The sequence below is a fragment of the Cupriavidus sp. 05N40 genome (assembly GCF_056397305.1).
In genome coordinates this window covers 1-18546 of sequence record NZ_JBFTND010000142.1, presented here as the reverse complement: position 1 = coordinate 18546, position 18546 = coordinate 1, and the positions used below count along the sequence as shown (strand labels likewise).

General features: G+C 67.3%; 14 protein-coding genes. 8 read left to right on the top strand and 6 right to left on the bottom strand.

The window, feature by feature from the left end; all coding sequences use genetic code 11:
* Both AC1DO7_RS27700 and bamE read left to right on the top strand, forming a co-directional pair.
* A partial coding sequence (locus AC1DO7_RS27700) for a translocation/assembly module TamB domain-containing protein (RefSeq protein ID WP_477116790.1) occupies positions 1 to 3142 on the top strand: 3142 nt, incomplete at its 5' end.
* Positions 3143 to 3194: 52 nt separating this feature from the next.
* Positions 3195 to 3743 carry an outer membrane protein assembly factor BamE domain-containing protein gene (gene bamE, locus AC1DO7_RS27695; protein ID WP_441613316.1) on the top strand — a complete coding sequence of 183 codons (549 nt, stop codon included), beginning with the start codon at positions 3195 to 3197 and terminating at the stop codon, positions 3741 to 3743.
* Between the two features lie 27 nt (positions 3744 to 3770).
* Here the strand turns inward: bamE and metG are convergent, their stop codons facing one another.
* Both metG and AC1DO7_RS27685 read right to left on the bottom strand, forming a co-directional pair.
* Positions 3771 to 5840: a methionine--tRNA ligase gene (metG, locus tag AC1DO7_RS27690; RefSeq protein ID WP_441613315.1), complete on the bottom strand. Its 2070-nt coding sequence runs from the start codon at positions 5838 to 5840 to the stop codon at positions 3771 to 3773.
* A 336-nt stretch (positions 5841 to 6176) separates the two neighbouring features.
* Positions 6177 to 6809, bottom strand: coding sequence for a YiaD family glycine zipper/OmpA-like lipoprotein (locus AC1DO7_RS27685; RefSeq protein ID WP_441613314.1), 633 nt, complete (start codon positions 6807 to 6809; stop codon positions 6177 to 6179).
* Positions 6810 to 7118: 309 nt separating this feature from the next.
* Here AC1DO7_RS27685 and apbC point away from each other — a divergent pair, with 309 nt between their 5' ends.
* From apbC to AC1DO7_RS27655, 6 genes are all read left to right on the top strand, one after another.
* Positions 7119 to 8207, top strand: a complete 1089-nt coding sequence (gene apbC / locus AC1DO7_RS27680; RefSeq protein WP_441613313.1) for an iron-sulfur cluster carrier protein ApbC — start codon at positions 7119 to 7121, stop codon at positions 8205 to 8207.
* 50 nt (positions 8208 to 8257) lie between these two features.
* Positions 8258 to 8908 carry a TorD/DmsD family molecular chaperone gene (locus AC1DO7_RS27675; protein WP_441613312.1) on the top strand — a complete coding sequence of 217 codons (651 nt, stop codon included), beginning with the start codon at positions 8258 to 8260 and terminating at the stop codon, positions 8906 to 8908.
* Between the two features lie 131 nt (positions 8909 to 9039).
* On the top strand, positions 9040 to 9579 hold the full coding sequence (locus AC1DO7_RS27670) for a superoxide dismutase family protein (protein WP_477116789.1): 540 nt from the start codon (positions 9040 to 9042) through the stop codon (positions 9577 to 9579).
* A 382-nt stretch (positions 9580 to 9961) separates the two neighbouring features.
* Complete coding sequence (dcd, locus tag AC1DO7_RS27665) at positions 9962 to 10528, top strand: dCTP deaminase (RefSeq protein ID WP_477116788.1); 567 nt, start codon at positions 9962 to 9964, stop codon at positions 10526 to 10528.
* Positions 10529 to 10681: 153 nt separating this feature from the next.
* The gene (locus tag AC1DO7_RS27660) at positions 10682 to 12946 is read left to right on the top strand and encodes an Orn/Lys/Arg family decarboxylase (RefSeq protein ID WP_477116787.1); all 2265 of its coding nucleotides are present in this window, start codon (positions 10682 to 10684) and stop codon (positions 12944 to 12946) included.
* 139 nt (positions 12947 to 13085) lie between these two features.
* A complete protein-coding gene (locus AC1DO7_RS27655) occupies positions 13086 to 14066 on the top strand; it encodes a quinone oxidoreductase family protein (protein ID WP_441613308.1) in 981 nt (326 codons plus the stop codon).
* A 72-nt stretch (positions 14067 to 14138) separates the two neighbouring features.
* Here the strand turns inward: AC1DO7_RS27655 and AC1DO7_RS27650 are convergent, their stop codons facing one another.
* From AC1DO7_RS27650 to AC1DO7_RS27635, 4 genes are all read right to left on the bottom strand, one after another.
* On the bottom strand, positions 14139 to 15881 hold the full coding sequence (locus tag AC1DO7_RS27650) for a TRAP transporter large permease (RefSeq protein WP_477116786.1): 1743 nt from the start codon (positions 15879 to 15881) through the stop codon (positions 14139 to 14141).
* Complete coding sequence (locus tag AC1DO7_RS27645) at positions 15878 to 16420, bottom strand: TRAP transporter small permease subunit (protein WP_441613305.1); 543 nt, start codon at positions 16418 to 16420, stop codon at positions 15878 to 15880. The genes AC1DO7_RS27650 and AC1DO7_RS27645 overlap by 4 nt, the downstream gene beginning before the upstream one ends.
* A gap of 187 nt (positions 16421 to 16607) precedes the next feature.
* Positions 16608 to 18017 carry an argininosuccinate lyase gene (gene argH / locus AC1DO7_RS27640; protein WP_441613304.1) on the bottom strand — a complete coding sequence of 470 codons (1410 nt, stop codon included), beginning with the start codon at positions 18015 to 18017 and terminating at the stop codon, positions 16608 to 16610.
* A 107-nt stretch (positions 18018 to 18124) separates the two neighbouring features.
* Positions 18125 to 18546 (bottom strand): anti-sigma factor (locus AC1DO7_RS27635; protein WP_477116785.1); only part of this gene is annotated, 422 nt, incomplete at its 5' end.

Here is an 18546-nt window from a genome sequence, read left to right as displayed (position 1 = left end):
GTCCGCCTCCGCGCCGCCGGGCGCGCCCGCGCGCCAGGCCGGCCGGGCGCCACTGCGCGTGGCCGGCGAGGTACGCGTGGTCAACCACGAGGCCGGGCCGATCGACGCGCAGCGCCTGCCGGTGGAGTCGGTGCAGGCGCGCGTGGAGGTCAGCGAGGCCGCGCAGATCGTGCGCGACCTGCGCGTGGCGCTGCCGGGCCGCGGCGAGATCCGCGGCAGCGGCGCGCTGCGCGACGGCCGCGGCGGCTTCGACCTGGATGTGCGCGACCTGGACCCGAAGGCCTTGCACGGCAGCCTGCACCGCGTGCGGCTGTCGGGGCCCGTGATCCTGCGGCTCGAGCCGGGCCGGCAGAGCGTGGCGGTGGACCTGTCCGGCGGCGGGCTCAAGCTGTTCGCCGATGCGCACCTGGATGCGGATGCGGTGACGCTGACCGCGCTGCGCGCGGGCATCGGCACCGGCTCGCTCAATGCCGAAGGCAAGCTCTCGCTCAAGGACGGCCAGCCGTTCAGCTTCAAGGGCAAGCTCGCCAATTTCGACCCTGCGCGGCTGGCCGAAGTGGCGCCCGGGAGCATCAATGCCGATTTCACCACCAGCGGTACGCTCGCGCCCGAGCGGCGCATATCGATCGAATTCGCGGTGCGCGACAGTGTCTATGCCGGCCTGCCGATGCGCGGCGAGGGCAAGCTGCGGCTGGCCGGCGAACGCCTGCTGCCGAGCCAGGCCACGCTCGACATGGCCGGCAACCAGGCGCAGCTCAGCGGCAGCTTCGGCGCGCGTGGCGACCGCCTCAGGCTGCATGTGGATGCGCCCCAGCTCGACCGGCTCAAGTTCGGCGTGGCCGGCGTGCTCAAGCTCGACGCCGACATCACCGGCACGCTGGCCAGGCCCGAGGTGGTGGGCAGCTACAACGCCCAGTCGCTGGTGGTGGGCCCGCACCATGTGGCCAGCGCCAGCGGCACCGCGGAGTTGCGCGGCGGCCTGAACGGCACGCTGGCGCTGCAGCTCAATGTGCGTGACTACCGCGGGCCGGCCGCCTCGCTGCGCACGCTGGACGCCACGCTCAGCGGCACGCAGGCCAGCCACACCTTCGACCTGAAGGCGGCCGGCGCGATGCACGACCGGCCGCTGCAGCTGACCCTGGCCGGCCAGGGCGCCTGGCAGGGCCAGCAGGGCTGGAGCGGCACGATCCGCACGCTGGACGAGCGCGGCACCGTCAACGTCCGGCTGGTGGCGCCCACGCAGCTGCAGGTGGCGGACCAGCGCGTCAAGCTGGGCGCGGCCGGCTTGCAGTTCGAGCAGGCGCGCGTGAACGTGGACAGCTTCGAGTTCGACCACGGGCGCATCCGCACCCAGGGCAAGCTCGACGGGCTTCAGGTGGCCAACCTGCTGCGCCTGGCCGAAGCCCTCACCGGCGAGGCGCCGCCGGTGCGCTCGGACCTGGTGCTCGACGGCAGCTGGAACATCACGCTGGCGGAGACCGTGGCCGGCTTTGCCGAACTGCGCCGGCGCAGCGGCGACGTCTCGGTGAGCGCGGGCCGCGGCATCACGACGCTGGGGCTTGGCGAGAGCGCGCTGCGTGCCGACTTGTCCGGCAACCACATCAGCGTGCGCGGCGGCGTCACTGCCTCGCGGCTGGGCAAGCTGGTGGTGGACGCCTCGGCCGGCCTGGTGCTGGAGCAGGGCCTGATGACGGTGACGCCGGCCTCGCCGCTGGCGGGCAAGGTGTCGATGGACGTCCCGCGGCTCAAGACGCTGGAGGCGCTGACCGGGCCGCAATATGCGTTCGACGGCAAGCTGGCGGCCACCATGCAGCTGGCGGGCACGGTGGGCCAGCCGCTGCTGACCGGCACCATCGACGGCGACGGCATCGCCATCACGATGTACGACGAAGGCATCCGCCTGACCGACGGCATCGTGCGCGTGGCGCTGGACCAGAACACCATCGAGCTCAAGCAGGTCGAGTTCCACGGCGGTGACGGCAAGATCGTCGCCACCGGCAATGTGAAGCTGGGCGAGACCGATCCCAACCTGAGCGGCAGGATCGTCGCCGACAAGCTGCAGATCTTCGCCAGCCCGGAACGCACCCTGATCATCTCGGGCGATGCCAATATCCTCAACGAGAACCGCCAGATCGTGATCCGCGGCAAGTTCCGCGTGGACCGCGGCCTGTTCGACCTGCCCAAGGCCGGCGCGCCGGTGCTGGGCGACGATGTGGTGGTGGTACGACGGCGTGACCAGCGCGAAGTGAAGACCGCCGCGACGCCCGCGCCGGAAGCCAAGCCGGCCAGCCGCTTCAGCCCGCTGATCGACCTGACCCTGGATCTGGGCGATAACTTCCGCTTCCGCGGGGCCGGCGCCGACCTCAGGCTGGCGGGCCAGCTGGGCGTGCGCAGCGCGCCGCTCACGCCGGTGCGCGCCACCGGCACCATCCGCGTTACCGACGGCACCTACGAGGCGTTCGGGCGCAAGCTAAACATCGAGCGCGGCATCGTCAACTTCAACGGCCCGGTGGACAATCCCAACCTGAACATCCGCGCCATGCGGCGCAACCAGGAGGTCGAGGCCGGCGTGGAAGTCACCGGCACGGTGCGCCTGCCGCGCGTCAGGCTGGTCTCGGAACCCAATGTGCCGGATGAGGATAAGCTGTCATGGCTGATGTTCGGCTACGGCGCGGAGAGCAATACCACCGGCCAGTCGCAGCAGCTCAATGCGGGCGCCCTGGGTGGCGCGGCGCTGGGCATGCTGGGCGGACGCGCCGGCAAGGGCATCGTGCAGCATCTGGGTATCGACGAGTTCTCGATCGGGCCGAGCACGGCGGGCCTGAACGAACAGCAGGTGGTGAGCGTGGGCAAGGCGGTGACCGAGCAGATCTCGGTAGGCTACGAACAGAGCCTGACCAGCTCTTCCAACGTGGTCAAGCTGACCTGGGCCTTCTCGCGGCGCTGGTCGCTGATTGCCAAGGGTGGTTCGATCAACGGGCTTTCGCTGCTGTTCAACCGCCGCTTCAACAACTGGGGCAACCTGTTCAGCGGTGCCTCGAGCGCAAGGAGCCAGACCGATGCCAGCCAGCAGGCCGACAGTGACAGAAGCCCGGCGCCGGGCAATCCCGCCTCGGATGCGGCGGCGCCCGCGCGGCCCTGACGCCCATGGGCGCCTTCCATCCACGATTGCGCCGTACCGGCGCCTTGCCGCCATGGGACTGATTTCCTCCGTGCTCGCCCTGCTCGGGTGCGACCAGCAGAAGGTCGACGAAGCCATGAAGAAGGCGGGCGATACCGCGCGCGCGACCTGGAACTCGGTCAAGCCCGACAGCCAGCTGTTCAAGGGCATCGTGGTCGGCGAGTCGGGCGAGGAGGACGTGCGGCGCCAGGCCGGGCGCCCGGAGATCGTGTGGGAGGAAGACGCGGGCGGGCGCCGGCTCGAATATCCGCGCGGCCCGGAAGGCGCCACCACGTGGATGGTGACGATCGGCGCCGACGGCAAGGTCCGGGCCATCGAGCAGGTGCTGAACGCGGAGAACTTCGCCCGCGTGCGCGCCGGCATGAGCCGCGACGACATCCGCCGCCTGCTCGGCAAGCCCACCAAGGTGGAAGCCTTCGCGCTGAAGAAGGAAGAAGTGTGGGGCTACCGCTGGTGGGAGACCTCGCAGGACAAGGCCTTCTTCAATGTGCACTTCGACGCCGCCGGCAAGGTGACGCACACCTCGCGCAGCGATGATCCTTCGAAGGTGCAGGGCGGCTGATCCTGTCCTGCCGCCCCGGCGATCCGCCTAGCGGATGCGCATGCCCGGGACCGCGCCTTCGTGCGGCTCCAGGATCCACAGGCCCGGCGTGGCCTTCTCGTCAGCGGCGGAGGCGGCCAGCACCATGCCTTCGGACAGGCCGAACTTCATCTTGCGCGGCGCCAGGTTGGCCACCATCACCGTGAGCTTGCCCACCAGCTGCTCCGGCGTGTAGGCAGACTGGATGCCGGAGAAGACGTTGCGGGTCTTGCCTTCGCCCAGGTCCAGCGTGAGCTGCAGCAGCTTGTTCGAACCTTCCACCTTCTGGCAGGCCACGATCTTGGCCACGCGCAGGTCCACCTTGGCGAAGTCGTCGATGGTGATGGTCTCGGCGATCGGCTCGATGGTGGCGGTGCCGGTGCCCGCTTCGGCGGCTGGCGCGGTGGCCTGCAGCGAATCGCGGTTGGCGGCCAGCAGCGCGTCGACCTGCTTGGCGTCCACGCGCGTCATCAGGTGCGAGTACGGCTGCACGGGGCGCGCCGCGCTGAGCTGCCGGTCGATGGCACGCCAGTCCAGCGGCTCGATATTGAGGAAGCGCTCCACGCCGGCGGCCATCAGCGGCACTACCGGCTTGAGGTAGACGGTGAGCAGGCGGAAGGCTTCCAGCGAGACCGAGCAGGCCGCGTGCAGGGCCGCGCGCTTGCTCTCGTCACGCGCCAGCTCCCAGGGCTTCTCGGTGTCGACGAAGGCGTTGACGGCGTCGGTCAGCTCCATCACCAGGCGCAGCGCCTTGCTGTATTCGCGGCTCTCGTAGAGATGCGCGACTTGCGGCGCGGCTTCGCGCAGCTGCTCGAGCAGCGGGTGCGCGAGCGCGGCTTCGTCCACCACGCCGTCGAAGCGCTTGACCAGGAAGCCGGCGGCGCGGCTGGCAATATTGACATACTTGCCGATCAGGTCGCTGTTCACGCGCGCGATGAAGTCCTCGAGGTTGAGGTCGAGGTCTTCCATGCTGGCGTTGAGCTTGGCGGCGAAGTAGTAGCGCAGCCATTCCGGGTTCATGCCGGTGTCGATATAGCTCTGCGCGGTGATGAAGGTGCCGCGCGACTTGCTCATCTTGGCGCCGTCCACGGTCAGGAAGCCATGGGCGAACACGTTGGTCGGCGTGCGGTAGCCCGAGAAGCGCAGCATGGCCGGCCAGAACAGCGTGTGGAAGTAGAGGATGTCCTTGCCGATGAAGTGATACTGCTCGGCGGTCGAATGCGGGCCCACCCAGGCATCGAAGTCGATGCCCTTCTTTTCCGCCAGGTTCTTGAAGCTGGCGTAGTAGCCGATCGGCGCGTCCAGCCACACGTAGAAATACTTGCCGGGCGCGCCCGGGATCTCGAAGCCGAAGTAGGGCGCGTCGCGCGAGATGTCCCAGTCAGACAGGGTCGAGGCCTCGCCTTCGCCGCCCAGCCATTCCTGCATCTTGTTGGCGGCTTCCGGCTGGGCCAGGTCGGCCACCCACTCGCGCAGGAAGCTCTCGCAGCGCGGGTCGGACAGCTTGAAGAAGTAATGCGCGGACGACTTGCGCACGGGCGTGGCGCCTGAGACCACCGAGTACGGGTTCTTCAGGTCGGTGGGCACGTAGGTGGTGCCGCACACCTCGCAGGAGTCGCCGTACTGGTCCTTGGCGCCGCACTTCGGGCACTCGCCCTTGATGAAGCGGTCCGGCAGGAACATGTTCTTGACCGGGTCGTAGAACTGCTCGACGTCGCGCTCGGCGATCAGGTCTTCGGCCTTCAGCGACAGGTAGATCTTGTCGGAGAGCTGCTTGTTCTCTTCCGAATCGGTGCTGTAGTAGTTGTCGAACGACACCTGGAAGCTGTCGAAATCGCGCTTGTGCTCGGTCCACACGCGGTCGATCAGTTGCTTGGGGGTGATCCCTTCCTTCTCCGCGCGCAGCATCACGGGCGTGCCGTGCGTGTCGTCCGCGCCCACGTAGTAGACCTCGTTGCCCATCATGCGCTGGAAGCGCACCCAGATGTCGGTCTGGATGTACTCCACCAGATGGCCGATATGGATCTGGCCGTTGGCGTATGGCAGGGCAGAAGTGACGAGGATGCGACGTGCGGTCATGGAAGAATTGCCGGTCAGGGGGTAAACAAAGTGGCGGGCGGGCGCCGGAGCATGCGTCAGGGCGCGCGCCGCAAGACGGCTATTCTAACAAGCGGTGTGGCCAGCGCGCGCGGGCACGGGGCCCGCGCCGCCGGGCGGGACAGGCCCGGCGGGAATTCGGTGCCTTCTCGTGTGATCCAGGGATAACTCGAAATCATCGGGACAAAAAAAGCGCCGGTCAGAGCCGGCGCAGCTTTCCACAACGGAAAAGGAGGAGAAATCAGGTACCGCCCGGGAGGTCAGTCACCCATCGCGAGCCAGCAACGGTGACAAGCGGTACCTGTTTCTATGACTCCATCATCCTTGAATTGGTTTCAAAAAAATTTCGACGCGGCGATTTTGTGCGCGGCCCGCCTCGGTGGCGTTATCCGCCACCGGCTGCGTCTGCCCGCGTCCTTCGGCTGCCAGGCGGTTGCGCGAGACGCCGCGGTCACCCAGGTAGCCGGCCACGCTCTGCGCGCGGCGCTGCGACAACTGCATGTTGTAGCTGGGGTTGCCGGTGCTGTCCGTATGCCCCACCACGGTCGCCGTTACGTCCTGGTGCTGGCCAAGGGTCTGCGCGACCTGGTCCAGCACCGAGCGGAACGACGGCTTGATGCTGGAGCTGTCCGTATCGAAGGTCACCTGGCTGGGGATGTTCACCTTCAGCGAGCCGTCCGGCTGTTCGGTGATCTGCGTGCCCGTGCCCGCTGTGTCCTTGTTCAGCTTGCCGCGGATGGTGTTCCAGTTGTAGCCGGTGGCCCCGCCCAGGGCACCGCCCACCGCCGCCCCCACCAGCGTGCCGGTGGTATTGCCGCCAATCAAGTTGCCCAGGCCCGCGCCGACCGCAGCGCCCACGCCGGTGCCGACCGCAGTCTGGGTGCCCTGTTCGGTGGCGCAACCGGCGGCGAGCGCGGCGACGATGGCAAGGCTGACGAACTTGAGTTTCATGCTTTCTCCTTCAGGACGAATCTTTCTGGCTGGATTTGATTTGACGGGGTGCGTACAACACCGCTAGAAATAACGCGGACGGCACGTGAATACAAGTGCCCGGCGGCATTACGCCGGGGCAGGCGTTTCTGGCGCACTACAATAAAGACATGGTGCCGGCTGCACAAGCATGCGCCTGTGACAGTTGTAAGTGCGTGTAAATCCATGTGCGATGCAGGGACTTGTCGCCCCCGCACCACCCTCGACCAGCGCGTGGTCCATACTTTGATACAGTACGCGGCTTCCCCATATTCAGTAGCGGAGATTGTCTTGAGCCTCACCATCGACCAGGTTACCGAAGTCCTGCGCACCGTGATCGACCCGAACACGGGCCGGGATCTGGTGTCCACCCGTTCCGCCCGCAACGTGCGGGTCGATGGCGGCGATGTGTCGCTGGAGGTCGAGCTGGGCTATCCCGGCAAGAGCCAGCTGGAGCCGATGCGCAAGGCGGTCGTTGCCGCGTTGCAGCAGCTGCCCGGCCTGACCAATGCCAGCGTGGCCGTCACCACCAAGATCGTTTCGCATGCGGTGCAGCGGGGCGTCAAGCTGCTGCCGGGCGTCAAGAACGTGATCGCGGTGGCCTCCGGCAAGGGCGGCGTGGGCAAGTCCACCACCGCCGTCAACCTGGCGCTGGCCTTGTCCGCCGAAGGTGCACGTGTCGGCATGCTGGATGCCGACATCTACGGGCCCAGCCTGCCGATGATGCTCGGCATCGCCGGCCGCCCCGAGTCATCGGACGGCCAGACCATGGAGCCGCTCGAAGGCCACGGCCTGCAGGCCAACTCGATCGGCTTTCTGATCGAACAGGACAACCCGATGGTGTGGCGCGGCCCGATGGTGACCTCGGCGCTGGAGCAGTTGCTGCGCCAGACCAACTGGCATGACCTCGACTACCTGATCGTCGATATGCCGCCGGGCACCGGCGACATCCAGCTGACGCTGTCGCAGAAGGTGCCGGTGACAGGTGCCGTGATCGTCACCACGCCGCAGGACATCGCGCTGCTCGATGCCAAGAAGGGCCTGAAGATGTTCGAGAAGGTCGGCATCCCCATCCTTGGCATCGTCGAGAACATGGCGGTCTACTGCTGCCCGAACTGCGGGCACGTAGAGCATATCTTCGGTGAAGGCGGCGGCGAGAAGATGTGCGCGGACTACGGCGTGGAACTGCTGGGCAGCCTGCCGCTGAACCGCTCGATCCGCGAGCAGGCCGACACCGGGCGCCCCACGGTCGTGGCCGATCCCGACAGCCCCGTCGCCGAGCTGTACCGCGCCATGGCGCGCAAGGTGGCGGTGAAGGTGGCGGACCGCGCGCGCGACATGACCAGCAAGTTCCCCAGCATCGTGGTGCAGAACACCTGAGCACCATTGGGCCGGGCGGCTGCGGCCGCCCGCGCCAGCCAACACCCCATATGACGGATTTCCAGCCGATCCAGTTGATCCCGCCGGCGGCAGACGCTGCCGCCGATTTCACCGCTGATTTCGCCGCCGATGCCGAGCAAGCGGCACGCGCCGACTTGTACGGCCTGCTGGCCACGCTGTTGTACCGTGCGCCCGATGCCGTGCTGCTCCACCATATCGCCGCGAACCGTGCCCATGGCGACGATGCCGCGACGGCGCTGGGTGAAGCGTGGAACCGTTTGTGCGATGCGGCGTCCGCCACCACCGTCGCCGAGGCCGCGGGCGAGTACCAGGCCATGTTCGGTGGCGCTCCCACTCCCGCCGTCTCGCCGCAGGGCGCCCGCTATGCGCGGGCCTGCCCGCTGCCGGCGCTGCGCGACGAGCTGGCGCGCCATGGCCTCGTCCGGCGCGAAGGGGTCGGCGAGAGCGAGGATCATATCGGCACGCTGTGCGAGGTGATGCGTGTGCTGGTGGCGGGCGGGCAGGCCGGCGCCGGCGGCCTTGCGGCCCAGCAGCATTTTTTCGCGAGCTACCTGCGGCCATGGGTGGGCGACTTCGCCGATGCCGTGGCGGCGCACCCTCAAGCGCGTTTCTACGCGCGCGTGGTGCGGCTGCTTTCGGCATTCATGGCGGTCGAGTCCATCGCGCTCGAACCCGCCTGACGCCGGCGCGGCCGCCCGGCGGCTTGCCGCCCGATGTCGGTCACGGCGCGCCAACTGGCAGCAAACTCACCACAGCGCGTCACATTGGAGCGGTACAATCAGCCGCACAACACCGTGAGAGGAGGTTCGGCATGAAGCATGTACGCGTACTTTTCGGTCTGGCGCTAGTGGGCACCCTGGTGGGCACCCTGGCGGGCTGCGGCGGCATGGGGACAAACGGCGGGGACAGCGCCGTCGCCAGCCTGGACGCCAAGAGCGGCACCGCCACGCAGGGCACCGTGACCTTCACCCAGCGCGGTGACCGCGTGCTGGTCAAGGCCGACGTGACCGRCCTCCCGCCCAACACCGAGCACGGCTTCCACGTACACGAGAAGGGCGACTGCTCGAGCCCCGACGCCATGAGCGCAGGCGGCCATTTCAACCCGACCGGCAAGCCGCACGGCTCGATGTCGATGCCCGACCACCATGCAGGCGACATCAACAACCTCCGAGCCGATGCCAGCGGCCGTGCCCAGGCCAGCTTCGAGCTGAGCGGCGTGACCGTCAGCCCCGGCCCCACCAGCGTGGTGGGCCATGCCGTGGTCGTGCACAAGGACCCGGACGACTACCGTACGCAGCCGACCGGCAATTCCGGCGGCCGCATCGCCTGCGGCGTCGTCGCCAAGTCCTGACGAGCGGGCGCGGGRCGGGCCGCCGCCCTTGCTTGCCCGCGCGGTCGCTGCGGCCGACGGGCGCCGCGTCCCGCGCGCAACGGGCACAACGGGCGCAACGGGCACGCGCGACATCGGCGCCGCATTCCCGATCCTCCCTTGCGCACCGCGTTTCCCGCGCTGCACCGGCCCCGGCCGCCCGGATTCCCCGCTGCGGCGGGCTGTCCCGCCTGAAGCCGGGAGCACCGGCAATTGGTTGTACAATGCGGCCCATCGCGAGGCCCCGGCAGGTCCGGCGTGCCGTGAGCAAATGCGAGCAGCGTTCCCCGGCTGCCCGGCGCGGCAAGGCCGCCGCCCGGCCGCGCCCCCGAGCCTGCCCTCATTTGTTCATCCCGGTACCCTTATGAGCATCAAATCCGATAAGTGGATCCGCCGCATGGCGGAACAACACGCCATGATCGAGCCGTTCGAGCCCGGTCAGGTGCGGGAGTCCGACGGCCGCAAGATCGTTTCGTACGGCACCTCGAGCTACGGCTACGACATCCGCTGCGCCGACGAATTCAAGATCTTCACCAATATCAACAGCACCATCGTCGATCCCAAGAACTTCGACGAGAAGTCCTTCGTCGACTTCAGGGGCGATGTCTGCATCATCCCGCCCAATTCCTTCGCGCTGGCCCGTACGATGGAGTATTTCCGCATCCCGCGCAGCGTGCTGACCATCTGCCTGGGCAAGAGCACCTACGCGYGCTGCGGCATCATCGTCAACGTGACGCCGTTCGAACCGGAATGGGAAGGCTACGTGACCCTGGAGTTYTCSAACACCACSCCGCTGCCCGCCAAGATCTACGCCGGCGARGGCTGCGCCCAGGTGYTGTTCTTCGAGAGCGACGAGATCTGCGAGACTTCCTACCGCGACCGCGGCGGGAAGTACCAGGGCCAGCACGGTGTCACACTGCCGAAGACCTGATCCCTTTACAATGCGCGCGTCGCGGCGCGGCCGGCTCCACGGGGAGCATCGACCAGCCGCACGCCAAGCCTGAACGCCGAGCCACATGCAGCCCAGGGGAGTGCGTCCCCGGGCCATGTGGCTCAAGTCCTTCTTGCCGCCCAAGGATGCCCTATGAAATTCCGCTTTCCCGTCATCATCATCGATGAAGACTTCCGCTCCGAGAACATTTCCGGCTCGGGCATCCGTGCGCTAGCGCAGGCCATCGAGCAGGAAGGCATGGAGGTCATGGGCCTCACCAGCTACGGCGACCTGACTTCGTTCGCGCAGCAGTCCAGCCGGGCGTCCTCGTTCATCGTGTCGATCGACGACGACGAGTTCGTCAGCGAGGACGACCGCCCCGAAGCGGCGGCCATCGAGAAGCTGCGCGCCTTCGTCAATGAAGTGCGCCGCCGCAATACCGACCTGCCGATCTTCCTGTATGGGGAGACCCGTACCTCGCGCCATATCCCCAACGATATCCTGCGCGAGCTGCACGGCTTCATCCACATGTTCGAGGACACGCCGGAGTTCGTGGCGCGCCACATCATCCGCGAAGCGAAGGTCTATCTCGACTCGCTGGCGCCGCCGTTCTTCAAGGCGCTGATCGCCTACGCGCAGGACAGCTCCTACTCGTGGCACTGCCCCGGCCACTCCGGCGGCGTGGCCTTCCTGAAGAGCCCGGTCGGCCAGGTGTTCCACCAGTTCTTCGGCGAGAACATGCTGCGCGCCGACGTCTGCAACGCCGTGGACGAACTCGGCCAGCTGCTCGACCACACCGGCCCGGTGGCGGCCTCGGAGCGCAATGCCGCGCGCATCTTCAACTCCGACCACATGTACTTCGTCACCAACGGCACCTCCACCTCGAACAAGATGGTGTGGCATGCCAACGTGGCGCCGGGCGACATCGTGGTGGTGGACCGCAACTGCCACAAGTCGATCCTGCACGCGATCATGATGACCGGGGCGATCCCCGTCTTCCTGATGCCCACGCGCAATCACTACGGCATCATCGGCCCGATCCCCAAGAGCGAGTTCGATCCGGAGACCATCCGCCGCAAGATCGCCGCGCACCCGTTCGCCAGCCAGGCCAAGAACCAGAAGCCGCGCATCCTGACCATCACCCAGGGCACTTACGACGGCGTGCTGTACAACGCCGAACAGATCAAGGAAATGCTGGCGAGCGAGATCGACACGCTGCATTTCGATGAAGCCTGGCTGCCGCACGCGGCATTCCACGAGTTCTATCACAACATGCACGCGATCGGCAAAGGCCGCCCGCGCAGCAAGGACGCGCTGGTGTTCGCCACGCAATCCACGCACAAGCTGCTGGCCGGCCTGTCGCAGGCCTCGCAGATCCTTGTGCAGGATTCGGACACGCGCAAGCTGGACCGCTACCGCTTCAACGAGGCGTACCTGATGCACACCTCGACCAGCCCGCAATACTCGATCATTGCCTCCTGCGACGTGGCGGCGGCGATGATGGAAGCCCCCGGCGGCACCGCGCTGGTGGAAGAAAGCATCCAGGAAGCCATCGATTTCCGCCGCGCCATGCGCAAGGTGGAAGGCGACTACGATGCCGGCAATAACGGCGACTGGTGGTTCAAGGTATGGGGCCCCGACGCGCTGGTCGAGGACGGCATCGGCGACCGCGAGGAATGGATGCTCAAGGCCAACGAGCGCTGGCACGGCTTCGGCGACCTGGCCGACGGCTTCAACCTGCTCGACCCGATCAAGGCCACCATCATCACCCCGGGCCTCGACGTGGACGGCRAGTTCAGCGAGCGCGGCATCCCGGCCGCCATCGTCACCAAGTACCTGGCCGAGCACGGCATCATCATCGAGAAGACCGGGCTGTACTCGTTCTTCATCATGTTCACCATCGGCATCACCAAGGGCCGCTGGAACTCGCTGGTGACCGAGCTGCAGCAGTTCAAGGACGACTACGACCAGAACCAGCCGCTGTGGCGCGTGCTGCCCGAGTTCGTGGCCAAGCACCCGCAATACGAGCGCATGGGCCTGCGCGACTTGTGCGATGCCATCCACAGCGTCTACAAGGCCAACGACGTGGCCCGCGTGACCACCGAGATGTACCTGTCGGACATGGAACCGGCGATGAAGCCGTCGGACGCGTGGGCCATGATGGCGCACCGGGAGATCGAGCGCGTCGCGGTGGACGAGCTGGAAGGCCGCGTCACCGCCATCCTGCTCACGCCGTATCCGCCGGGCATTCCGCTGCTGATCCCGGGCGAGCGTTTCAATCGGATCATCGTGCAGTACCTGAAGTTCGCGCGCGATTTCAACAAGCTGTTCCCCGGCTTCGAGACGGACATCCACGGGCTGGTGGAGGAAGAGGTCGAGGGCGGCGGCAGGGCGTATTTCGTCGATTGCGTGAAGTAAAGCGGGCTGAAGCGGGCTGAAGCGGGCCGCAGCGAAGCCAGGCGAGGGGCTGAAGCCGCCGCAGCGGCACACGACGCCGTTTCCGGGAATCCGTTAGAGTTGCCTTCGTAGCGATCCATGCAACCTTGACGGAGAGAACATGACTTCAGCGCGTGCGGTGGAACTCACCGAATTCGGCGGCCCGGAGGTGATGCGGCTGGTCACGACCGATTTGCCGGCGCCGGCGGCCGGCCAGGTGCAACTGCGCCAGACCGCCATCGGCTTCAACTACCTCGACGTGTACCAGCGCTCGGGCAAGTATCCCTTGCCCAGCCCGACCGGGCTCGGCCATGAAGCGGCCGGCGTGGTCGAGGCGGTGGGCGAGGGGGTGACCAGCCTGCGCGCGGGCGACCGCGTGGTCTACATGCATGCCGGCATCGGCGCCTACGCCGACCGCCGCAACGTACCCGCCGACAAGCTCGTCAAGCTGCCCGACGGCATCGACGACGTGGCCGCCGCCGCGGTCTTCTTCAAGGCCATGACCGCGCAGTACCTGGTCAGGAAAACCCACCGCGTGGAGCCTGGCGACATCGTGCTCGTGCATGCCGCCGCCGGTGGCGTGGGCCAGATCCTCAGCAGCTGGGCCAAGGCCCTCGGCGCCACCGTGGTCGGCACGGCGGGCTCGGCGGCCAAGTGCGAGATCGCGCTGGCGGCCGGCTGCGATATCGCCGTCGACTACTCGCAGGCGGACTGGGTGCGGCAGGTGATCGACGCCACCGGCGGGCGCAAGGCGCGCGTGGTCTACGACTCGGTGGGCAAGCACACTTTCCTCGGTTCGCTGGACTGCACGGCGCCGTTCGGGCTGGTGGCGCTATATGGCGCGGCGTCCGGTCCCGTGGCGGCCATCGAGCCGGAACTGCTCAACAAGAAGGGCTGCCTGTTCCTGACGCGGCCCTCGGTGTTTCCGCACAACGCCGATGCGCAGACTTTCCGCGCCAACGCGGCCGATGTGTTCCAGGCGCTCGGGCAGGGTGCGATCCGCGCCGCCATCGGCGCGCGCTATGCGCTGGAGCAGGTCGCCGAAGCGCACCGCGCCGCCGAGGCGCGCGCCACGACCGGCGCCATCGTGCTGTTGCCGTAGGCGCGCGGCTCGCGCCGCAAAAGAAAAAGGTCCCGCATGCGGGACCTTTTTTCATGGCGGCTGCCAGCCGGTTCAGTTCTTCTTGTCGAACTCGAACTGCGGCGCGGCCGGTTCGCTCTGCGGTGCCGAGGGCAGTTCGAGCGTGCCCGGGCTGCTGGCCCCGCCCGCACCGCCCGCTGGCGGCGCCGAGGCCCCCCCGCTGTCGCCGAGCGGGATCGTGACCTCCGCCGAGTTGCTATGGTGCAGCGAGCCCTTGTCGAGGAACATGGTGACCATGCCCGGCCAGAACATCACCATCACCACCATGATCATCTGCAGGCCCACCCAGGGAAGGGCGCCCCAGTAGATGTCCGAGCTCTTCACTTCCTTGGGGGCGATCCCGCGCAGGTAGAACAGCGCGAAACCGAACGGCGGGTGCATGAACGAGGTCTGCATGTTCACGCACAGCATCACGCCGAACCACACCAGCGCCGCCGTGGCCGCCGCTTCCGGGTTGCCGCCCATCGAGGCCGCCACCACCGGCGTCAGCACCTTGACCGCAACCGGCGCCAGCATCGGCACCACGATGAAGGCGATCTCGAAGAAGTCGAGGAAGAACGCCAGGAAGAAGATGAACAGGTTCACCACCAGCAGGAAGCCGATCCAGCCGCCCGGCAGCGAGGTGAACATATGCTCAACCCACGCGCCGCCGTCCACGCCCTGGAACACCACCGAGAAGCAGGTGGAGCCGATCAGGATGAACACCACCATGGCGGTGATGCGGGCCGTGGACTGGTAGGCCTCGACGATCAGCCCGCGCAGGTCGGTCAGTTGCCCGGCGCGCAGGATCAGCCAGGCGATCACCAGGTAGACCACCGCCAGCGGGATGCGGAAGGCGTGCGAGCCGAAGGCGAAGAAGCCGGCGACGATGGCGACGCCGGTAGCGACGATGCCGGTGCGATAGAGCGTGCGGTCCAGCTTGCCGAAGCCGGGGTCGCGCAGCACCGCCAGCACCAGCGCGCCGACCGCGCCCATGGCGCCGGACTCGGTGGGGGTGGCAATGCCCAGCATGATGGTGCCCAGCACCAGGAAGATCAGCACCGCGCAGGGGATGATGCCGCGCAGGCATTTGCGCCACAGCGGCCAGCCGCGCAGCGTGCGTTCTTCCGGCGGCACCGGCGGCAGCCAGTCAGGCTTGATGCGCGCCAGCACGAAGGTGTAGAGCGCGAACAGCGCGATCTGGACCAGCGACGGGCCCCAGGCGCCCAGGTACATGCTGCCCACGTCGGCGCTGCCCATCGGCGTCTTGAGCTGGTCGGCCAGCACCACCAGCACCAGCGAAGGCGGCACCAGCTGCGTGATGGTGCCCGATGCCGCGAGCACGCCGGTGGCGTACTTCATGTTGTAGCGGTAGCGCATCATCACCGGCAGCGAGATCATCGCCATGGCGATCACCTGGGCCGCCACCGTGCCCGTGATGGCGCCGAGGATGAAGCCGACGATGATCACCGAATAGCCCAGGCCGCCGCGCACCGGGCCGAACAGCTGGCCCATGGAGTCGAGCATGTCCTCGGCCAGCCCGCACTTCTCCAGGATCGCGCCCATGAAGGTGAAGAACGGGATCGCCAGCAACAGCTCGTTGGCCAGCACGCTGCCGAACACGCGGCTGGGCACCGCCTGCAGGAAGCTGACCGGGAAAARGCCGAACTGGATGGACAGGATGCCGAAGGCCAGGCCCACGGCAGACAGCGAAAATGCGACCGGGAAGCCGATCAGCATGAATACCACCAGGCCGCCGAACATGAGCGGCGGCATGAATTCCAAAGGAATCGTCATTGCACCGGCCTCTCGTATTTCGATTCGATGCGCACCAGGCCCTGGAGGGCGGCAATGCGCTTGATCAGCTCGGACACGCCCTGCAAGCCAAGCAGGGCGAAACCGAGGGGCACCACCAGCTTGATCGGATAACGCGGCAGGCCGCCGGAATTACCCGATTGCTCGAGGATGCGCCACGAGGGCAGGAAGAGGGATTCCCACGACAGCCAGGCGAACAGCACGCACGAAGGCAGCAGGAAGAAAATGATGCCGAAGATGTCGATCCAGTGCTGCGCGCGTTCCGATACGTTGCCGTAGATCAGGTCCACGCGCACGTGCTCGTTGCGCTGGAAGGTGTATGACGTGCCGAACATCACGGCAATGGCAAACATATACCACTGCAATTCGAGCGGCCAGTTATCGCTAAGGTTGAAGCCGTAACGCAGCAGGGCGTTGCCTGCGCTGATCAGACACGAAAGCAGGATCATGATGTTTGCAAGCCTGCCCGTATGCTGATTCAACCTGTCGATCTGTCGTGACAGACCAAGCAAGTAATACATGGGTTGTCTCCCCGGTTTTTGCGGCGATTAGTTTATCTGTAACAAAATGCATCGGCGCTTGGGGCTAATACCTACCGCATTGCGCAAAAATCGCGGATAAAGAAAAAAAGCCGCCAGGACGCATGCCCTGGCGGCTTTTCTCTACTGCGGAACTTACGTGAAACTTACGGCTGCGTGCGGCGCTTGCTCAAAGGGCCGCGCGCGCGGCGGCGATCGCCGCGCGCACCTGCGCCGGCGCGGTGCCGCCGATATGGTTGCGCGCCGCGACCGAGCCTTCCAGCGTCAGCACTGCATGCACGTCGTCGCCGATCAGCGCGGCCTTGTCGCCGAGGCCGGTGGCGTCGCGCAGCTCGGCCACGGTGAGGTCGGCCAGGTCGCAGCGGCGGTCGTCGCAGGCGCGCACGGCGTGGGCCACGGCTTCGTGGGCGTCGCGGAAGGGCAGGCCGCGCTTGACCAGGTAGTCGGCCAGGTCGGTCGCGGTGGCGTAGCCCTGCAGCGCGGCGGCGCGCATGGCTTCGGGCTTGACGGAGATGCCCGGCACCATGTCCGCGAAGATGCGCAGCGTGTCGGCCACGGTATCCACCGTGTCGAACAGCGGCTCCTTGTCTTCCTGGTTGTCCTTGTTGTAGGCCAGCGGCTGGCCCTTCATCAGGGTCAGCAGGCCGACCAGGTGGCCGTTGACGCGGCCGGTCTTGCCGCGCGCCAGTTCGGGCACGTCCGGGTTCTTCTTCTGCGGCATGATCGAGCTGCCGGTGCAGAAGCGGTCGGCGATGTCGATGAAGCCCACGCGCGGGCTCATCCAGATCACCAGTTCTTCCGAGAAGCGCGAGACATGGGTCATCACCAGCGCCGAGGCGGCGCAGAACTCGATGGCGAAGTCACGGTCGGAGACGGCGTCSAGCGAGTTGCGGCACACGCCGTCRAAGCCSAGCTGCTGCGCCACGAACTCGCGGTCGATCGGGTAGCTGGTGCCGGCCAGCGCGGCCGCGCCCAGCGGCAGGCGGTTGACGCGGCGGCGGCAGTCAGCCATGCGCTCGGCGTCGCGCGTGAACATTTCCACGTAAGCCAGCAGGTGATGGCCGAAGGTGACCGGCTGGGCCACCTGCAAGTGGGTGAAGCCCGGCAGGATGGTGTCGGCGTTCTTCTCGGCCAGGTCCAGCAGCGCGCCGCGCAGCGCGCCCAGCAGGCCGATGATGGTGTCGATCTCGCTGCGCAGCCACAGGCGGATGTCGGTGGCCACCTGGTCGTTGCGCGAGCGGCCGGTGTGCAGGCGCTTGCCGGCGTCGCCCACCAGCGCGGTCAGGCGCGCCTCGATGTTCAGGTGGACGTCTTCCAGGTCGAGCTTCCACTCGAAGCTGCCCGCTTCGATCTCGCCGCGGATCTGCGTCATGCCGCGTTCGATCTCGGCGCGGTCGGCCTCGGCGATGATTCCCTGCTTGGCCAGCATGGCGGCGTGCGCGAGCGAACCCTGGATGTCGAACAGCGCCAGGCGCTTGTCGAAGAACACCGAAGCGGTGTAGCGCTTCACCAGGTCGGACATCGGTTCRGAGAAGCGGGCGGACCAGGCTTCGCCTTTCTTGGCAAGTTGGGAGGTCATGGGCGGTAAGGCTGGGTTGGCTCGCAGGCCGGCGGCAGCACCGCGGCGCGAGCGGAAAAATCGGGGAAACAACGATTATATCGCTGCCGCCGCCTTCCCAGCCGGGTCTACAGGGTGTTGTCGATGACCCGGCCCTTGAACACCACGGGCCCGGTCGGCCCGTTGGGGTCCGGCGAGCCGCCGCGCGGCTCCACGCTGATGGCCAGCGCCGGCACCTTGCCGAGCTGCTGGGCGACCGTCAGGCGCAGCTGTCGCTGGTGGCCGAGCACGCCCAGCGATTGCGGCTTGCCGCCCGCCGGCAGCGCCCACAGCTGGAGCGCCTGCGCATCGGTCAGTGCCAGGTGATCCAGGCGACGCAATGTCAGCGCCTGCGAACGTGCGTCCCACGTCACCAACACAGCCGCCTCGGCGCGGTCGTCGTTGAGCACCGCCACGGCGTTGACCAGCGGCGCGGTATCCAGCTCGCGGGCCATCCGCACATTGAGGGCGATGGCGGCCACGGCCAGCGCCCCCGCGGCCAGCGTGGCGC